The organism is Chryseobacterium sp. 2987, from assembly GCF_031456375.1.
GTDB classification, from domain to species: Bacteria; Bacteroidota; Bacteroidia; order Flavobacteriales; family Weeksellaceae; genus Chryseobacterium; species Chryseobacterium vaccae.
This window is the reverse complement of sequence record NZ_JAVDUN010000003.1, coordinates 215410-232446: the sequence shown is the minus strand read 5'-3', so window position 1 is coordinate 232446 and position 17037 is coordinate 215410. Positions and strand designations below refer to the sequence as shown.

At 35.8% G+C, this 17037-nt stretch carries 19 protein-coding genes and 2 tRNA genes; 10 read left to right on the top strand and 11 right to left on the bottom strand.

Going from position 1 to position 17037, the window contains the following annotated elements; translation table 11 throughout:
• Nucleotides 1–56 precede the first annotated feature (56 nt).
• Genes J2Y40_RS10670 through J2Y40_RS10660 form a run of 3 tightly spaced genes read left to right on the top strand, consistent with a single transcriptional unit; the run spans nt 57 to nt 2355 of the window.
• The gene (locus J2Y40_RS10670) at nt 57–476 is read left to right on the top strand and encodes a SufE family protein (protein WP_153396911.1); all 420 of its coding nucleotides are present in this window, start codon (nt 57–59) and stop codon (nt 474–476) included.
• A 2-nt stretch (nt 477–478) separates the two neighbouring features.
• On the top strand, nt 479–1450 hold the full coding sequence (locus J2Y40_RS10665; RefSeq protein WP_231128701.1) for a glycosyltransferase family 9 protein: 972 nt from the start codon (nt 479–481) through the stop codon (nt 1448–1450).
• On the top strand, nt 1450–2355 hold the full coding sequence (locus tag J2Y40_RS10660) for a glycosyltransferase (RefSeq protein ID WP_309998861.1): 906 nt from the start codon (nt 1450–1452) through the stop codon (nt 2353–2355). Before J2Y40_RS10665 ends, J2Y40_RS10660 begins: the two co-directional genes overlap by 1 nt.
• A gap of 260 nt (nt 2356–2615) precedes the next feature.
• On the opposite strand, the gene J2Y40_RS10655 is transcribed toward J2Y40_RS10660, so the two are convergent.
• The 4 genes from J2Y40_RS10655 to J2Y40_RS10640 form a co-directional block, all read right to left on the bottom strand.
• Nucleotides 2616–2873, bottom strand: coding sequence for a hypothetical protein (locus J2Y40_RS10655; protein ID WP_309998859.1), 258 nt, complete (start codon nt 2871–2873; stop codon nt 2616–2618).
• Between the two features lie 7 nt (nt 2874–2880).
• Nucleotides 2881–3609, bottom strand: a complete 729-nt coding sequence (locus J2Y40_RS10650; protein WP_153396917.1) for a cysteine peptidase family C39 domain-containing protein — start codon at nt 3607–3609, stop codon at nt 2881–2883.
• Between the two features lie 345 nt (nt 3610–3954).
• Complete coding sequence (locus J2Y40_RS10645; protein WP_153396919.1) at nt 3955–4233, bottom strand: hypothetical protein; 279 nt, start codon at nt 4231–4233, stop codon at nt 3955–3957.
• Between the two features lie 12 nt (nt 4234–4245).
• Nucleotides 4246–6396, bottom strand: coding sequence for a hypothetical protein (locus J2Y40_RS10640; protein WP_309998855.1), 2151 nt, complete (start codon nt 6394–6396; stop codon nt 4246–4248).
• A 131-nt stretch (nt 6397–6527) separates the two neighbouring features.
• Between J2Y40_RS10640 and J2Y40_RS10635 the strand changes: the two genes are divergently transcribed.
• Nucleotides 6528–6974, top strand: coding sequence for a hypothetical protein (locus tag J2Y40_RS10635; protein ID WP_153396923.1), 447 nt, complete (start codon nt 6528–6530; stop codon nt 6972–6974).
• A gap of 70 nt (nt 6975–7044) precedes the next feature.
• Here the strand turns inward: J2Y40_RS10635 and J2Y40_RS10630 are convergent.
• The 3 genes from J2Y40_RS10630 to J2Y40_RS10620 all read right to left on the bottom strand — a co-directional run bounded on the left by J2Y40_RS10630 (nt 7045) and on the right by J2Y40_RS10620 (nt 8515).
• A tRNA-Val gene (locus J2Y40_RS10630) sits at nt 7045–7119 on the bottom strand.
• Nucleotides 7120–7152: 33 nt separating this feature from the next.
• A tRNA-Val gene (locus J2Y40_RS10625) sits at nt 7153–7227 on the bottom strand.
• A 43-nt stretch (nt 7228–7270) separates the two neighbouring features.
• Nucleotides 7271–8515, bottom strand: a complete 1245-nt coding sequence (locus tag J2Y40_RS10620; protein ID WP_153396925.1) for a folylpolyglutamate synthase/dihydrofolate synthase family protein — start codon at nt 8513–8515, stop codon at nt 7271–7273.
• Between the two features lie 98 nt (nt 8516–8613).
• On the opposite strand from J2Y40_RS10620, the gene J2Y40_RS10615 reads away from it, so the two are divergent.
• Genes J2Y40_RS10615 through J2Y40_RS10595 form a run of 5 tightly spaced genes read left to right on the top strand, consistent with a single transcriptional unit; the run spans nt 8614 to nt 12820 of the window.
• Complete coding sequence (locus J2Y40_RS10615) at nt 8614–9939, top strand: TolC family protein (RefSeq protein ID WP_153396927.1); 1326 nt, start codon at nt 8614–8616, stop codon at nt 9937–9939.
• 1 nt (nt 9940) lies between these two features.
• Nucleotides 9941–10540 (top strand): SprT-like domain-containing protein, encoded by a 600-nt coding sequence (locus J2Y40_RS10610; protein ID WP_153396929.1) that lies wholly within the window; start codon nt 9941–9943, stop codon nt 10538–10540.
• Nucleotides 10534–11616 carry a mannose-1-phosphate guanylyltransferase gene (locus J2Y40_RS10605; protein ID WP_231128702.1) on the top strand — a complete coding sequence of 361 codons (1083 nt, stop codon included), beginning with the start codon at nt 10534–10536 and terminating at the stop codon, nt 11614–11616. Before J2Y40_RS10610 ends, J2Y40_RS10605 begins: the two co-directional genes overlap by 7 nt.
• A 39-nt stretch (nt 11617–11655) precedes the next feature.
• Nucleotides 11656–12321: a hypothetical protein gene (locus J2Y40_RS10600; protein ID WP_153396931.1), complete on the top strand. Its 666-nt coding sequence runs from the start codon at nt 11656–11658 to the stop codon at nt 12319–12321.
• A complete protein-coding gene (locus J2Y40_RS10595; protein ID WP_153396933.1) occupies nt 12290–12820 on the top strand; it encodes a GNAT family N-acetyltransferase in 531 nt (176 codons plus the stop codon). The genes J2Y40_RS10600 and J2Y40_RS10595 overlap by 32 nt, the downstream gene beginning before the upstream one ends.
• Nucleotides 12821–12881: 61 nt before the next feature.
• On the opposite strand, the gene J2Y40_RS10590 is transcribed toward J2Y40_RS10595, so the two are convergent.
• Nucleotides 12882–14807, bottom strand: coding sequence for a T9SS type A sorting domain-containing protein (locus tag J2Y40_RS10590; protein WP_309998849.1), 1926 nt, complete (start codon nt 14805–14807; stop codon nt 12882–12884).
• Nucleotides 14808–14976: 169 nt separating this feature from the next.
• Entirely contained in the window at nt 14977–15423 is a 447-nt protein-coding gene (bcp, locus tag J2Y40_RS10585) for a thioredoxin-dependent thiol peroxidase (RefSeq protein ID WP_153396935.1), read from the bottom strand.
• Nucleotides 15424–15456: 33 nt separating this feature from the next.
• On the opposite strand from bcp, the gene nth reads away from it, so the two are divergent.
• Nucleotides 15457–16077, top strand: coding sequence for an endonuclease III (gene nth / locus J2Y40_RS10580; protein ID WP_153396937.1), 621 nt, complete (start codon nt 15457–15459; stop codon nt 16075–16077).
• A 3-nt stretch (nt 16078–16080) separates the two neighbouring features.
• Here nth and J2Y40_RS10575 read toward each other — a convergent pair whose 3' ends face one another.
• Complete coding sequence (locus J2Y40_RS10575) at nt 16081–16443, bottom strand: hypothetical protein (protein WP_153396939.1); 363 nt, start codon at nt 16441–16443, stop codon at nt 16081–16083.
• Nucleotides 16444–16446: 3 nt separating this feature from the next.
• On the bottom strand, nt 16447–16893 hold the full coding sequence (locus J2Y40_RS10570; RefSeq protein WP_309998844.1) for a DinB family protein: 447 nt from the start codon (nt 16891–16893) through the stop codon (nt 16447–16449).
• Nucleotides 16894–17037 lie beyond the last annotated feature (144 nt).

The window sequence follows — 17037 nt, the reverse complement described above, 5'->3', positions numbered from 1 at the left end:
AAGAAAAACTTAAAATTTCTAAATTTAGTATCTTTGCATTAAGAAATTTGTGAAAAATGACCATTAGAGAAAAACAGCAGGAAATTATCGGAGAATTTGAGTTTCTTGAAGATTGGGAGCAAAAATATGAGTATATCATAGATCTTGGAAAAGAATTGAAGGGGCTACCGGAAGACAAAAAAACTGAAGAAAATCTGATTAAAGGATGCCAAAGTAAGGTATGGATTGATGCTGAATTCAAAGATGGAAAGCTTTTTTTCAATGCAGATTCTGACGGAATTCTGCCAAAAGGTATTGTTTCTCTTTTGGTAAGCATTTACAGTGGTCATTCTACACAGGAAATTCTGGATTCTGATTTTGAATTTATTTCTGAGATCGGATTGCAGGAGTTTCTTTCACCTTCCAGAGCGAATGGGCTGATGGCCATGACGAAACAGATCAAATTTTATGCAGTAGCGTATCAGCTAAAGTCTTAGTCGTGACCAGAATTTTAGCATATCGTTTTTCGGCTTTTGGCGATGTTGCCATGACAGCTCCTGTTTTCAGAGAATTTCTGGAACAGAACCCCGATGTGGAGATCATTATGGTTTCCAGAAAGAATTTTGAAAGCTTATTTACAGGAATTCCAAATGTGACTTTCAAAGGAATTAATCTGGATGATTATAAAGGTCTTTTGGGTTTAAGAAAGCTTGCCCATGAGTTAATCAAAGAATTCAATCCTGATTTCATCGCTAACCTTCACGATGTCATCAGAACGAAGATCCTTGACAGGATTTACAGAAGGCGAGGGCTCAAAGTTTTTAAAATAGATAAGGGAAAAGAAGAAAAAGAAGAGCTTACCGATGTCTGGAATCTGAATAAAGTACAATTGAAAAGGACAGTTGAGCGTTATGCCGATGTTTTCCGTAATATGGGCTTTACTGTACAGCTTTCCAATCAGCTGAGGCCAGCGCCAGGTCCGAAATCGGGAATAGGTTTTGCTCCTTTTGCCCAACATAAAGGAAAAATGCTTCCTTTGGAAAAATCATATGAACTGGCAAAAATATTGGCTCAAAAACACACCATATACTTTTTTGGCGGAGGGAAAAGAGAAACAGAAACCCTTGAAAAGTGGGAAAGGGAAATTCCAAATACTAAAAGCCTTTCAGGAAAATTAAGCCTTAAAGAAGAACTGAATAAGATTTCAGAACTGGAGCTGATGATTTCTATGGATTCTGCTAACATGCATTTGGCCAGCTTAATGGGAACCCGATGTGTTTCTGTATGGGGTGCAACACATCCTTATGCAGGATTTCTGGGCTTTGGGCAGCGTGAAGAAGATGTGGTGCAGGTTAAAGATCTTACCTGCAGGCCTTGTTCTGTTTTTGGTGATAAAGAATGTTACCGCGGAGACTGGGCATGTCTTGAAGAACTTGATGTTCAGAAGATTGTTGAAAAAATCCAGCTGTAATGATGCTTTCAGTATGTATTCCTGTATATAATTTTGATGTTCACCAACTTGTTTCTGATTTGAATAATGAGATCAGAATAAATGACATTGATGCCGAAATTATCCTGATTGACGATGCTTCTGATATTCATTACCGGGAAATTAATCAAAATCTTCAAAATGAGGTGGAAAATTTTATTTTCCTTGAAGAAAATATAGGAAGATCACGAATCCGGAATCTTTTTTATCAATATACAGCAGGGGAGTATCTATTGTTTCTGGACTGCGACGGCAAGATTACAGATAAAAACTTCTTAAAGAATTATATAAGCTTTATACAAGGAAATCCGGATACTGCTGTTGTCTATGGCGGAAGAAATGCTCCAAAAACGGCTTCAGACCCTGAACATTATCTGAGATGGAAGTTTGCGGTAGAAAGGGAAAATCTGCCGGTTGGGCTGCGCCGGAATAAACCTTATTTAAGCTTTCAGACGAATAATTTTGTCATTAAAAGAGAAATCTTTAAAAAAGTGAATTTCAATCCTGATTTTCAAAAATACGGGTATGAAGATCTTCTTTTTGCTATGGAATTAAAATCTGAAAAAGTAAAGATCAGCCATATTGATAATGCCATACTCAATAATGATCTGGAAAGCAATAGTGTATATCTTGGAAAAGTAGATGAATCTGTAGAAAGCCTGGCTAAAATGCTCAAGGATGACAGTCTAAGGTCCAAATTGGCAGAGGTTAAACTGGTCAGATTGTATTATCAGCTTTATAAAACCCCGTTTGCTTTTTTTATCAGAATCTTTTTAGGAAATAAAGGATTGAAGATGGTAAAGAAAATTCTTTTAAAAGGAAATGTCAGTCTCAGATATCTTGATGTTTATAAGCTTGGGTTGCTTTTTAAGAAGATGAAGGGATAGAAAATCTCTTCAAAACTGAAGAGACTTGGATCCGTTTTGGGGGATTAAAGATAAGGGGTATTTCCCCATTCAAACATAGGTGGGGTGTTCTCTTGGGGCAATCACGTAAGAATAAACTCTCTGAAATTTATTTTTTATAAAGTTTTTTCCAGAGAGTTAGGAATAAGTGGGGGTGTTGAGTGGGGGAGAATGTATAATGTATGAAAAAGAAAACCATTCTTTACTGTAATTCAAGAATGGTTCAGTTTAAGAATATTAAATTAGTTATTCTTGCATTGGAAAAACTTGTCTAACAAACTTAAGAAGGTCTTCAATGGCTTTAAATTCTTTCTCACAGGAATTTGCCCAGTGAAATAATTAACATTCATTTTATCACCATTTTTCTCTATTCTAAATATTGAATCCAGCTTAAAATTTCCATTTTCTGGAATGCCAACTGTTAATGAATTAATAAGATTATGATACTGAGTGGCATAACCTAATTCTTCTAGTTTTTCTGAAATCTCTTTATAGTCCATAATTAATTTATTTCACTTTATATTTATTTGCCCCTGCTTTTACCCAAGAATAGACAAAATCATCTAGATTTACAATAACTTCTACACCATTTCCTTTACCTATTCCTTCAATAGGCCATGGATCTCTAATGTAAACTTTACTATCAATAATTTTATCTACAATAACAGCGTGCTTTTGACCATTTAATGGATGAATAGATGCTAGCCAGCTTCCTTCTTTAGAAATGTTTTTTAAAATATCAGGCATTACTTCCTCTGTATTTTTAAAATAAGAAAGAGCTTCAATATTCTTACCTTTGAAAACATCCTCTAAAGCTAAAACCATTCCTAAATCTATTGTTCCAAATTCTTCCGTAGTACCTGCTAGTTTTCTTATTGCTGCTTCTGTCATTTCTATTCCATGATCTTTAGCTAATTGTCTGATACATGCAGCAGCGCAAGACATACTATGCTCCTGAGCAATCATGCTTCTGGAAAGAACTTCAAGATATTTTAAAATTCCTCCTGTACCTGTTCCTATTCTAGGTTTCAGAATCTTATTCCAGAAAGCATTTACCTCTTTAAAATCTCCTTTGAATATAGGTTTTTCTTTCCACTTGAAAAGATAACCATCCGCTTTAGACAAAATTTCAATACCCAGTTTCTTAAAGCCAATTCTGGTGCTAGCAAGAATATTGTAAATGCTTTGAACTTTCCTACCTCTCAATACAACTTCTTCAATTTCTTCTGCTGTCATGGCTAAGTCCTCAGCTTTAGCTCCATTCTTAGCTCCCTGTAATAGTTCCTCAATAAACTTGAAAAACCCCTAAGCACTAGGACAGGCTGCAAAGAATTATTTACACCCTGAAAACACCCTGATACATATAAAAATTAGTATCGTGAGAATTATGTTCATACTCTAGGGAATGGCATCTCAATTTTGAAAAATCAATACTCAGAAAATAAAAGCCAAGCAGTTTTCTTAAAAATTGCCCGGCTCTTTATCTTTTTATGCTTAGAAAATCTTTACTTCTCTATATTTCACGAATATGCCTAATCATTTACTTAATTTACAGACATACTCTCAGTATCGAAATACTTTTTACTCGTTATCTTCAATTTTTTCCAATGATTGTGGTCCTAATATATAAGAAATCTTCTTAGATATTTTATCTATCAGTACAAAATATGATTTTGTACTATATTGATTGTTTTTGTCAGCGACTGCGTCATAGCTTAGAAAATAATAATCTTTAGGTTTTTCATTAGAAATTACATGATTTTCTCTAATCCCCACATATTCAATGCTATTTTTAACGAATTCTGTACTAGAATCTAAAAGGTAGTTTTCAACTTTTTCTATAAGTGCTTGTTCTTTCATTTTTAATATTTTTTAATTTGGAAAAGGTATGTTATTTTCTTTTAATAAAATTTGTAATTTGAACTTTAATGTGTCATAATACTGGAAAGCATGCCCCAAAGGAGGTGTGCTTAACTCTTCTGGAGTGAATTTATGTTTTTTTGAATACTGTACCAATCTTTCATAAACATATTTTTCTCTCATATATTCGTGTATTCTATTTTCAATAGTCCAAGGCGTTTTGCTGACATGTGCGTTTTTAGTATATACTTTAAATCCAATTTTATACATTTCTTCTGCATGAAAAGATTCATGGATTATAAAATATTCAGTTACATCATCAACATATTTTACAGTATTAGTATTAGGATCAAAAGCAGCTAACACAGTAGGATTATCAAAGCTTTCAACTCTTTCAAGCTTAGTTCCGAATTTCTTTTTTAAAATTTTAGCCCAATCTTCTATTTCCACCTCAGATAAAATTTTACCTCCATACCGACCAATTCCTTCAATATGACTATTTTCAAAAATTTCATCAAGGCTCTTACCTTTTTTCAATCCAGAAAATAGTTCCTCCATCCATTTTATAAAAGATTTGAATCCTTTTGCACATGCTTTTCCAAAGCTAACAACAAATCGCGCAAGAAATGTTAATAAATCTGTAATTCCTAATGTTACAGCAGACATTGCTTCCCTTGTAATTACTTTTAACAAACTTGCTGCTTTTTGTACGTAAGTAGTTCCTTTTATGATGTTACCCGCACCTTCGGTGAAAATCAGAAGTAAAATATTAATGATGAACTCAAAAGCGATAACTCCTGAATAATATGCAACTGTATAACGAGAGGTATTGTCCCAATATTTTTTTAGCATGCTAAACATCCTTTCAAAATCAGACTTGGAGATTCCTCCACTTGAACTGAACAGGTCTTTTACACCTTTAAAAAATACAGGAGCATTTGCAAGAATCCAATCTAATACATCTTCTGCCTTCTCTAGTAAATCTCTTCTCTCTTTATACTGTTCATAAGATAAAGCCATTGTTGGTTGGAAAAGAGCCTGTAGGATATATAAAATACACTGTAAAAGACCAACAAGACCACTGTTGATACCACAGTAAAAAGCATTAGCAAGTTTCAAAACTTCTACACTTATCTTGGCTAGTTCTACCAATTCATCCTTAACCTCAGAAAGGAAGTTTTTAATAGTATTAATGACACTACTAATCTTCTCTACAAGTCCTTTAAAAGCATCAGGAAGATGTTCTATAGAAGCATCTTTAACCTTACTCGCTGCCTGTTTCACTAGCTCCCAAACCTGAGTAAAAGCAACTTCTGCTCCCTGAACAAAAGGATTATTTCCAAGATTTTCAAAGAATTCTGATGCCTTATTCATATTGATAGGTATAGGAGTTACAGCTCCACCAATTATAATAGGTACAAGAGGGGAATAGTTCTTAGCTTCTGGATTGTAGTTTTTCTCTGTAGGCTTTAAACTTTCTAATTGTTCTGCACACCACCCAAAAGCATCAGCAGGGATGGAGGTAATATTACCTATGATTTCTTCAAATCTCCTCTCCCCAGTGTAGTATTGATATTCTCTCATCAATGCATCACGAACAAGAGTGGCATTAATCCTGTCTCCCTCATAAGCATATGCTAACTGTGCTAAGTATGCAGCCTCATCTTCCATAGAGGTAATATCCTTGAAAAATTTTCCACCAATAGAAGAAGGTAATGGTTCAGGAAATCTCTTAAATAGAGTTACAAAATAATCTCCCATCTTAGCAATATAAAAGCCTCCTGCAAAGTTGGATTTCTTAGAATCAGGCTTCTCATAAAAGAGGAAAAGACTTTGAGGCTCTCTTTTGTTAGCATTATAGCTTCCTAATACTTGAGAACCATTCTCACAAGGCAGCACTTCTGCTCTGTATTCATATCCTTTCTTTCCATTTTCGTTTACACCAGTTGAAGGAAATACAGATACAGGATTATCTGTAAGATAAGAATACCCTAAAGGAGTATTTCTGTAGTCATGAAATGGGCTTCTGTAATCAGGAGAATCATCTTTGTTGATAATTGTATTTGCAAAAGCATTGTTTCCTGTAAATCCTTGATTTACTTCTTCAAAAGAGAGTATTTTGAATTGAGATAAATCACCAAATTCATCATCAAATTCTTCCATAAGCTGTGTTTTAGTAATTAATATTTTATTTGATGTTTCTAAAAGCAAAGCTAATATTCACTCACGCCAAAACTTGACGTGTTATATTTTGTTGTGTAATCTATAATGAAAATCTTGAAAAGTCTGATTTTATGACTAGTTGGAAGAAGTTTAATCAAGTTGTAAAAACAGGTAACTTTTATGATATTTCAGATAAGAATAATCCTGATGATGTGAACCAAGTTCATTTCTCCACTTTTAACTATTTTGGTTACTTTAATAGAATAAATCTATTTAATTCTGATGAAGATAAAGATTTGTTTAGTTTTATGTTTAGTAAAGAATTACTAACTAATTGTCTAGTGGTGTTTTACAAGGAGGTTGAAGAAATGGTTAAAATTATAGTAGATTATTTAGGAACAGACAGTAATGATAGAGGGTACTTTAATGAATCTGAGATTGATGAAAATAATCATTGGTGTGGAAGAATATGGGATTTTGGTGATTTTCAATACAGATTGGTTAAAGATAAAGTATATTTTCAGTTTTATTATGATTTTAAAATAGATAACCCATTTCAAATTAATGATGTGGGTTAAAAAACTAACTCAAAAATTCTCACGTATTAGAAAAACAAAAAAAATCTCCCTTGTAAAAGAGAGATTTTTGTGGGTCCTGAGGGATTCGAACCCCCGACCCTCTGGGTGTAAACCAGATGCTCTGAACCAACTGAGCTAAGAACCCGAATTTTTTTGAAAGGTTTCGTTTCCTTTTCTGTGGGTCCTGAGGGATTCGAACCCCCGACCCTCTGGGTGTAAACCAGATGCTCTGAACCAACTGAGCTAAGAACCCTCTTATCTTTGTTTCCTCGATTAGAGTGGTGCAAATATACGACTTATTCGGATAATTGCAAATTTTTTTCTAAAAATTCTCCAACAACAAAGTTGCTTCCGCCGATAAAAATCATTTCTTCCTTTGTACATCGTTCTTTTGCAGCGAGATACGCGTCCTGTACAGAATCAAAAATTTTATAAAAAATTTTCGCCTCCTGAAGCAGATTTTCATAATCTTTGGGATGTCTTCCCCTGTTGATGGACGGTTTGGCAAAATAAAACTCAGAATTTTCCGGAAGAAGAGTCATCACTTCATCTATTTTTTTATCATTTACAAACCCCAAAATGACATGCTTATGCTTGTTAATAGTATTGAGCTGTGAAAAAACATACTCTAATCCAGCCTGATTGTGTCCCGTATCGCAAATAGTAAGCGGATTTTTGGAAAACTCATACCATCGGCCAATAAATCCTGTATTTCTATGAACATTTAACAGACCCCATTCAATACTTTCATCGGAAATAGGGATGTTTAGTTTCTTCAATTCTGAGACGAGAGCAAGTACAACACGGATGTTTTTTTGCTGATAGTTTCCCTGAAGATCAGATTTGAGATCAGTTTGTATAGGGGTAGCATCAATAAATGGAGCTTTTTCCTCAATGGCTTTATTTTGAAGTATATTCTTTACTGTTTCATTTTCGTCACCAGAAATTACAGGAATACTGCTTTTGATAATACCAGCCTTTTCTGCTGCAATTTTTTCGATAGTGTTTCCGAGAATATCCTGATGATCCAGCTGAACGTTGGTAATGGCAGAAACCAATGGTTTTATAATGTTCGTAGAATCCAGTCTTCCTCCCAATCCTACTTCAATAATGGCAAAATCTACCTGTTTCTGATAAAAATATTCAAAAGCCATGATGGTGGTAAACTCAAAAAATGAGGGACGGATATCTTCCGGGAGCTTTTTAAGCTTTTGGATAAATTCATAAACAAATTCTTTATCACAGTTGGTTCCGTTCACTTTAATGCGTTCTGTGAAGTCAATAAGATGAGGAGAATTGTATAATCCCACCTTATATCCGGCTTCCTGAAGCACAGAGGCGAGCATGTTGCTTGAAGATCCTTTTCCGTTGGTTCCTCCAATGTGGATGCATTGTATTTTATCCTGAGGGTTTCCGAAGAAGGCACAGAGCCTGCTGATATTGTCCAGACCGGGCTTGTATGCCTTTTGGCCGTCAATCTGATAATTGGGAGCCTGTACAAAAAGCCAGTCTACCGCTTCCTGGTATTGTTCATATGTCATGATGCAAAATTCTCAAAAGTTTTAATAACATGAAACAATAATTTTTTTAAACTGTAACTTTTTTATATTTGGTACGTCTAATATGGAAAATTCTTAATATGAAAAAAGTTTGGATTATCGTTTTTGGATTAAGCTGTCTGGGGCTGAGTGCTCAGAAGAAATGGTCCTTAAAAGAATGTGTAGACTATGCTGTAGAGCATAATCTTCAGGTTATCCAAAATCAGTATAACAAACAATCACAGGATGCCAGCCTTAAAATCGCAAAAAATGGATATCTGCCTACTTTATCAGCTAATATGTCGAACGGAGTAAGTTTCGGGCAGGCATCGTTAGGTGCCGGAAGTTTCAGAAACGACAGATTCAATAACAGTGTGGGAATTGGGGCGGATATATTGGTCTATAATAACGGAAGACTGGAAAAAAGCGTCAGAAAAGCCCAGTTTGATGTAGAGGCCAGCCAATATGATATTGAGACGATTAAAAATGATATATCTCTTCAGATTGCTCAACAATATCTGACAGCTCTTTTGAACAGGGAGATTGTTAAGATTTCTCAAAGCGCATTAGAAAATGCTCAAAAGCAATATGACAGAGCCAAAATAACCACCGAAGTCGGAACCACTGCCCAAACTGTTTTAGCAGAAGCCGAAGCTGCATTGGCCAGAGAAAAACAGAACGTTAAGAAAGCTGAAATTGATGTCGGAAGAGCATTATTTGCTATTGCCCAGCTTTTGCAGCTACCTGACTATAAAGATTTTGATGTGGAAAACGTAAATGTTCCTGAAACGTTGGATTCACAGCTGATAACAGCAGATGAGGTTCTTACTACGGCTTATGAAATACAGCCACAGATTAAAGCCGCAGAAAGTAGGATAAGATCTGCCGAGGCTCAGACAGAAGTTAGTAAAACGGCTTTCTGGCCTACACTGACAGCCAGTGCCGGACTTAGCACTTTCTATAATTATCAAATATCAAAAGGTCAGGAAGGTGTTGTTCAACCTGGATTTTTCAAGCAATACAGTGATCAGTTCGGACAAAATGTTGGATTATCACTGAATGTTCCTATTTTTAATAAAGGAATAACAAAATTACAGGTAGAGCAGTCCAGGATCAATGAAAGCATTGCTAAAAATACACTGGATCAGCAGAAACAGACAGTAAGGCAGAATGTTCAGAAGGCCCAGTTTGATGCTGATGCCAATTATGAAACTTATTTATCTGCTGTGGAAGCAGAGAAGAGCACAAAGCTGGCTTTAGAATTTGCCGATAAAAGCTATGCTGCAGGAAGAACAACTATTTACGACGTAAATGTTGCCAGAAATAATTATGCAAACGCACAGGGATCAGTTGCACAGGCAAAATACAACTATCTTTTCAGCCTTAAAATGTTGAGTTTCTATGCGGGAATTCCATTAAGTTTATAAAATGCCAATCCAATCGTTAGAAAAATACTTACCCCAAAATACACTTAAATACTTAAAAATCTGGTTTGCAGATTATTATATTCATATAAAAGTAACACGCAACAGGAATTCCAAATTAGGCGATTACAGAAAATTGCCGGACAACTCCCATGAAATAACCGTAAACTCTACGCTTACACCACCGCTTTTTTTCTTCGTGCTTACTCATGAACTGGCTCATTTGATTGCCTTTGAAAAATACGGAAGAAGAATCTCTCCTCATGGAAGCGAGTGGAAAGAAGTGTTCAGAAATATGCTTCTGGAAAGCCTTGAGGTATATGATGAAGAATTGAAACCAATTATTGTAAAATTTTCAAAATCTCCAAAAGCCAATTTTATGGCGAGTCCTGATCTTGTAAGATATTTTCATACTGAAAAACAGGATGATAGGCTTTATTTCATCGAAGAGCTTCAAAAGGGCGATTTTTTTATGTACCGCAACGAAAAGTATTTATTAGAAGGTCTGATTAAAAAAAACTATCTTTGTAAGAATCTGGCTACTGGAAGGAAGTATTCTTTCAAGCCTTTGGCTAGGGTTGAAAAATGTAGGCAAGAATGTTAAAATCAGATAGATACTGTGTTATTATGGCGGGAGGAATCGGAAGCCGATTCTGGCCAATGAGTACACAGAAATTTCCAAAACAGTTTCAGGATATTTTAGGGACAGGACGCACTATGATTCAGCAGACGTACGACAGAATCAGCAGGCTCATCCCTAAAGAACATATATTCGTGATTACGAATAAAGAATACGTGGCGCTTTCTCATCAGCAGCTTCCGGAAATTCCTGAAGAAAATATTGTGGGAGAACCTCTGATGAAAAATACAGCGGCATGTAATCTGTACATGGCCAATAAGATTGCTGAAATAAACCCCGATGCTACCATGATTGTACTGCCGGCAGATCATCTGATTCTGAAGGAAGATATATTTTTAGAAAAAGTTGAGCTGGCTTTCGACCTGGCAGCAAAGAATGATTATCTTGTAACATTAGGAATTACTCCTACAAGACCTGATACCGGGTACGGATATATTCAGTTTGTAGAAAAGAAAGGATCGGAATATTTTAAAGTAAAAACGTTTACCGAAAAACCCATTCTGGAAATTGCCCAAAGTTTCCTGGAAAGCGGAGATTTTCTGTGGAATGCCGGAATATTCATCTGGAATGTAAAAAGCATTCATCATGCTTTTGAAATGTATCTTCCTGAAATGATGCAGCATTTTATGGCCTGTGAATATAATTCTGAGAAGGAAAATAACTGTATTGAGATCATTTACCCGAAAGTTCAGAAGATCTCTATCGATAACGGAATATTAGAAAAGGCTAAGAATGTATATGTTATCCCTTCTGATCTGGGATGGAGTGATCTGGGAACCTGGACTTCCGTGTACGAAAATACAGAGAAAGATAAGGATGGAAATGCTGTAAAGCTAAAACATTTACTGGCTTATAATTCAAAAGGAAATATCATCCGTCTGAAAAATAATAATAAAGCGGTCATCATTGACGGGCTTGAAAATTATATAGTGGTAGATACGGATAAGGCGCTGCTGATTTGTCCCAGAGATAATGATCAGCTGATCAAAGACTATGTTCTTGATTTAAAAAGCTTCAAGAAAGGAGATAAGTTCATGTAAAATAGATAAGTTGGTATACTTTCTGTTGATTTTGAGATTATGATAAAAACTACAACACGAATCATCGCTTTTATTTTTTTGTTTTTGGGAATTCTTGGATACGCCCAGGAAAAAAAAATAAAATTTTCAAGTATTTCCAATATTTTACAGCATGTTACTCCGAATGATAAGGTGGATTCATGGGTGTTGGTTTACAACAGCTATGGAAAAAACCAGGAAATAAAAAAATCCGGAGGGAAGATAGAATATACGCCGCAATTTTCGGGATTTAATCTATTCCCAAGCGAAACCAGCTTTTATTATATTGCCTATTCTACGGGAGGAAAAATGAATTATATAACAGACCTGGAAGGGCTTCGAAAATTTGTGGGAAAAATTGATAATGCCGAAGAAGCAGCTATTTTGCTTACTGCAGGAGACTATATGGTAGACGAAGAATTCACAGATATTGCCGGAAATTACTATGAAGATTCTTCAAATTATTATCTTGATCTTGGAAAGCTGACGTCCAAAGAATGTCCTTACCAAAAGACCCATTACACCCTGACTGTTAATAAGTCCACAGGTGTTATTTCCAGTATAAAAGATAACGGAACTTATATTGAACTTTACAATAAAAGATGTCCGAATAACCCAAGGCTTTTGAAAATCCAGAAAAAAGAAGAACCGAAAGATGACTCTAAAAAAACAACCAAAAACAAATAATACCTACGAAACGGAACGGCTGATTCTTCGCCCGATGGGTGTAGAAGACCGTGATTTCATCTTTGAACTTTATAACAGGCCTAAGTTTATTCAATATATCGGAGACCGCCATATTAAGACCCTGGCTGATGCAGAGAATTATATTACGAATAGATTTCTTCCCCAGTTCGAAAGATTGGGCTATGGAAATTATCTGATGATGACCAAAGAAGGAAATAAAATAGGAGGGGTAGGAATCTTCGAAAGAGAAGGACTGGATGTTGTAGATATAGGATTTTCGCTATTGGAAGAATTTGAAGGGAAAGGCTATGCCTATGAAGCTGCAGCAAAAGTAAAATCTATAGGAATGGATGATTTCGGATTGAAGAAAATTTCTGCAATTACTTCGAAAGATAATTTTTCTTCCCAGAAACTGATTGAAAAACTAGGACTTCAGCTCAAAGGATATGTAACTCTTCCTGAGGATGATGAGGAACTCATGTATTACGAAACGGAATAAGATTTTATCATTTATAAAATAACTGCGGCGGCCTTTGGCCGCCGCAGTTTATTATTAATCGTTATTTTTTTATTATTTTAAATGCTTTTACAGATCCGTTTTCATATTGGAATGATATGATGTATAATCCTGTTTTTAGGTCTCTTACGTCAAGCTCGGAAGCCGGAGCCAGATTTTTTAAACTTCTTCCGGAAATATCATTAATCTGAATAGATTTAATTCCTTTCACATCTGAAATTTTCAGAACATCAACAAAAGGATTCGGATAAACTGATACTTTTACCTGATCTGTATTTACTTCTGATACCGCAAGAGGAACAAAAGTAAACTCGTAGGCTCCCATATCAGGAGAGGCTCCCCTTGCAGTTCCATCGAAATCGGTTGTTACTTCAGGAAGGGAAGTGCCGGTATTGTTTAATCCTGAATTAGAACTGGAATTCAGATGAAGATCTGTAGCGCTTACAAAAACGGGCGATACATTCAGTGAATTAACGTTGCCTCCAAATCCGGTTTGAATATCTGTAAGAGTGGTTCTGTTAGAACCTATGAACCCCAGCGCAGTTCCGGTGGTATAATAATCATTATAATTAATATTTCCAAAAACCGTATTGGCTGCCGTAGAATAGATAGCAAATCTGGATCCGCTGGTTTTATTATTGGCAAAAATATTATTTCTTACATCCAGGGCATTAGCCGCTGAAACATTGGTAGCACCTCCTAAAACGTACAATGCGCTTGAGGTTCCTGTTTCGGAATTAGAAGTATTAAGATTAACAGTGTTGTTGTATACTTTATATCCGGCTCCGGAAAACGCATAAATTCCTGAAACCTGCCCGGCTCCTGTTGCCTGGACGTCTGAAATTACATTGTTATATACCAGGGCATTGGCTGCTGTGGATGAAGACCCCAGAAGAATTCCCTGCATAGGATTTCCTGCTGTCCCTGTATTTTTAAGACCGGATATTTTATTAGAGTAAATAGTGACATTAGGTGTCGCTCCTCCAAGGTATACTCCGGCACTGTTTACATAAGCCAGAATCCCGCTGATTTCAGTAATTGTATTATTACGGACAACAGTGGCAGTATTGGTGGCTCCGGGGGTGATTGCAATTCCTGTAGCATAATTAACACCTGTGGTCGAGGTTGAGGTATTTTTAGCGCTTATGGTATTTCCAAATACTGAAGCATTGTTAGTTCCTGTAGCAATGTTAATTCCTATAGAAGCTCCTGGGGTAGCAGAGGTTCCCGCACTTGGGCGGACGAGAGCAATTGTGTTGTTGCTGATTGTAGAAGTTCCTCCAATCCCGGATACCTGAATTCCAATTTGGGAAATATTAGTGTTAATGGTATTACCTGTAACCAACAGATTGTTCCCGTTGCCGGCTGTTGTTGCATCTGCACTAATGAATACACCATTGTATCCGTTTTTGATATCGTTATTTTGAACGGTAATATTATTAAAATATCCGGCTGCTGTTGATGCTCCGCCTGCAATGAAAAAATTGGTGGAAGAGTTACCTGTATTTAATAAAACCGAATTTTTAACAACAACATTAGTTAGTGGCGAAGCAGCAGAGGCAGAGCCAATAATAAGCACTGTAGGACTTGTTGTTGAAGTGTTGCTGAAAGTAAGATCTCTGGTTGTTCCTCCTGCAGTAGAAGAGCCGTCAATGGTAACATTGGACCCTAAAATACGGATAAGCGGATTTGAAGCAACAGCTCCGCTGATCGTAGCAGCAGAGGTTGGTTTGATAGTAAGAGAAGAATAGGTGGTAACAGCATTCAGAACAGCCGTTGTGGTTTCTGTAGTGTTAGCCGTTACACTTAAGTTAATACTTCCCTGGTGTGTTCCCGTGTTTATAGCATCAAATGCATCTTTAAGCGTTGGGTAAGTTGCAGTGGGTGTTCCTGCGCTGGCAGTCACATTAATCTGTGCATTAGCATAAAGCCCTATAAGCATAAGGCTAGAGAATAATAATTTTTTCATAGGTTTAAATCGTTTTTATTAAAAATACAATAGTTATGTATAATGAAATAAATCTAATCAAATTTTGATAAAAAAAGAATGATTTTTATAAATCCGAAGAAATTTTAAATGGAAAAATTATTATTCTAAAGTTCTGTTTGTTAATTTTTTACTGTAAATTGAAAGAGTGTTATTCTAAAATTTGCTCAGCAGCTGTTTTTGAAGTCACCTTTTCAATAACCCTTGTGCAAATTCCATTTTCATCAAAAATAAAAGTGGTTCTTACAATTCCCATATAGGTTTTTCCAAATGTTTTTTTCTCCTGCCAAACGCCAAATTTTTCAATAATGTCATGGCTTTCATCTGCAATGAGGTCATATGGAAAAGCAAACTTGCTGTGAAAATTTTTCTGTTTTTTTACAGTGTCTCCACTTACTCCCAACAATTGAAATCCTGCTTTTTTAAGCTTGGTATAATTATCACTCAGGTTACAGGCTTCCACGGTACAGGTCGGAGTATTAGCCTGCGGATAAAAGAAAACAACCAGCTTTTTTCCGATTAATTTTGCTGAGGATATTGTTTTTTCATCCTGATTTACCCCTTCAAATTCAGGTAATTTGTCTCCAACTTTCAACATAATGATTTATTTTTGTTCAAATTTAAGGGTTACATGACAAAAAAGCAAAGAGCCGAACTCGTTCAGCAGGAATTAGAAAAATTATATCCTACAACACCTATTCCGCTGGATCATACAGATCCGTATACATTAATGGTTGCCGTGGCTCTTTCTGCCCAGACAACAGATAAAAAAGTTAACCAGGTTACTCCTGATCTTTTCGCCGTAGCCGGAACACCGCAAAGAATGGCCAGACTGGAAGAATTCGAAATTAAGGAACTGATCAAAGAAATAGGATTATCCAATACAAAAGCCAAAAACCTGAAGAGAATGGCAGAACTTTTACTGGAAAGGCATAACGGTATCGTTCCGCAGACTTATGAAGAATTAGAAGCGCTTCCGGGCGTAGGACATAAAACCGCATCTGTTGTCATGAGCCAGGGATTTGGTTTTCCCGCTTTCCCGGTAGATACACACATTCATCGTCTTATGACCCAATGGAAGCTTACCTCAGGAAAGAATGTGGTGGAAACGGAAAAAGATGCCAAGAAACTATTCCCGGAAGAAGTATGGAATAAGCTGCATCTTCAGATTATTTTCTATGGCAGAGAATATTCTCCTGCGAGAGGAAAAGGAGAAAAAGATTTTATCACGAAGATGATGTTTGAGCAATAAAATTTATTTCTTTGGTAGGCTTTTTTGTACAAAATCCTGATTTAGGATCTGTGTAAACAGTTCTTTGTAGAGAGCAGTAGCCAGATCTGTACTGATATCTGTAAGTGGGTCTTCATATTCCATAGAAAGAGATCCCCAGCCGTTTGTTGAAAGAACAACATGGCAGAAATCATCCTGTATAAAACTTTCAACTTCAATGTTGAATTCCCGACAAAGAGCAATGAAGCTGGTATAAATATCCGAATTCTTAATTTTTTCATCAATGGTGTTGATGACCAGGGTATTGTTTCCTTCGTTTCCTTGTTTCTTCAAAATTACTTCTTCAAAGCTGGAGGTATTAATGACAGGAGTAAACGCTTTTTTCATATTTTATCTATCAAGTAATCTTCTGTGATAATTAATCTGTCCCAGATGATAATCCAGATGGGTAATCAGGTGGATCAGAAAATATCCTGTAGTCATTTTATCTTCAAAAACAACAAGAGGGTATTCTTTTTCAAGATCTTCCGGAGTTAATTGGCTGAGAACAGTATTGATCATGGTTAATGTTGCCTCAACTTTTTCAGTAAGCTCTGTTTTGGGAATGTCTTTTAATGAAAATTCAATATCCCGGTTTCTGATGTAGCCAGTGTTACCAAGGTGTGCACCTATAAAATGATTGAGGTTTCCAATGAGATGGAGACATAGGTTTCCCGCAGAATTAGAGATGTTTTGATCCGTTTTCCAGATCACAGCTTCCTGCTGATACGCTTCGATTTCTGCTTTTAATTTATTTAAATCCCTGTTATAAAGAGATTGTAGGCTTTCTACGATCATGTTTTAGTGTATTGTGAGTTTTAATTATTGAAGAAAATCAAACCAGATTTCTTTCCTTTAAATACTTGCTGTTAAAATTATAAAATTTGAGCATTCATTTAAACAAAACATAAAAAAATGGGATCATCATCAATGTCCCATTTT

Coding starts and splice junctions, on each gene's coding strand:
- J2Y40_RS10670 (WP_153396911.1), top strand. CDS start 57: ATGACCATTAGAGAAAAACAGCAGGAAATTATCGGAGAATTTGAGTTT.
- J2Y40_RS10660 (WP_309998861.1), top strand. CDS start 1,450: ATGATGCTTTCAGTATGTATTCCTGTATATAATTTTGATGTTCACCAA.
- J2Y40_RS10655 (WP_309998859.1), bottom strand. CDS start 2,873: ATGGACTATAAAGAGATTTCAGAAAAACTAGAAGAATTAGGTTATGCC.
- J2Y40_RS10650 (WP_153396917.1), bottom strand. CDS start 3,609: ATGACAGCAGAAGAAATTGAAGAAGTTGTATTGAGAGGTAGGAAAGTT.
- J2Y40_RS10645 (WP_153396919.1), bottom strand. CDS start 4,233: ATGAAAGAACAAGCACTTATAGAAAAAGTTGAAAACTACCTTTTAGAT.
- J2Y40_RS10640 (WP_309998855.1), bottom strand. CDS start 6,396: ATGGAAGAATTTGATGATGAATTTGGTGATTTATCTCAATTCAAAATA.
- J2Y40_RS10635 (WP_153396923.1), top strand. CDS start 6,528: ATGACTAGTTGGAAGAAGTTTAATCAAGTTGTAAAAACAGGTAACTTT.
- J2Y40_RS10620 (WP_153396925.1), bottom strand. CDS start 8,515: ATGACATATGAACAATACCAGGAAGCGGTAGACTGGCTTTTTGTACAG.
- J2Y40_RS10615 (WP_153396927.1), top strand. CDS start 8,614: ATGAAAAAAGTTTGGATTATCGTTTTTGGATTAAGCTGTCTGGGGCTG.
- J2Y40_RS10610 (WP_153396929.1), top strand. CDS start 9,941: ATGCCAATCCAATCGTTAGAAAAATACTTACCCCAAAATACACTTAAA.
- J2Y40_RS10605 (WP_231128702.1), top strand. CDS start 10,534: ATGTTAAAATCAGATAGATACTGTGTTATTATGGCGGGAGGAATCGGA.
- J2Y40_RS10600 (WP_153396931.1), top strand. CDS start 11,656: ATGATAAAAACTACAACACGAATCATCGCTTTTATTTTTTTGTTTTTG.
- J2Y40_RS10595 (WP_153396933.1), top strand. CDS start 12,290: ATGACTCTAAAAAAACAACCAAAAACAAATAATACCTACGAAACGGAA.
- J2Y40_RS10590 (WP_309998849.1), bottom strand. CDS start 14,807: ATGAAAAAATTATTATTCTCTAGCCTTATGCTTATAGGGCTTTATGCT.
- bcp (WP_153396935.1), bottom strand. CDS start 15,423: ATGTTGAAAGTTGGAGACAAATTACCTGAATTTGAAGGGGTAAATCAG.
- nth (WP_153396937.1), top strand. CDS start 15,457: ATGACAAAAAAGCAAAGAGCCGAACTCGTTCAGCAGGAATTAGAAAAA.
- J2Y40_RS10575 (WP_153396939.1), bottom strand. CDS start 16,443: ATGAAAAAAGCGTTTACTCCTGTCATTAATACCTCCAGCTTTGAAGAA.
- J2Y40_RS10570 (WP_309998844.1), bottom strand. CDS start 16,893: ATGATCGTAGAAAGCCTACAATCTCTTTATAACAGGGATTTAAATAAA.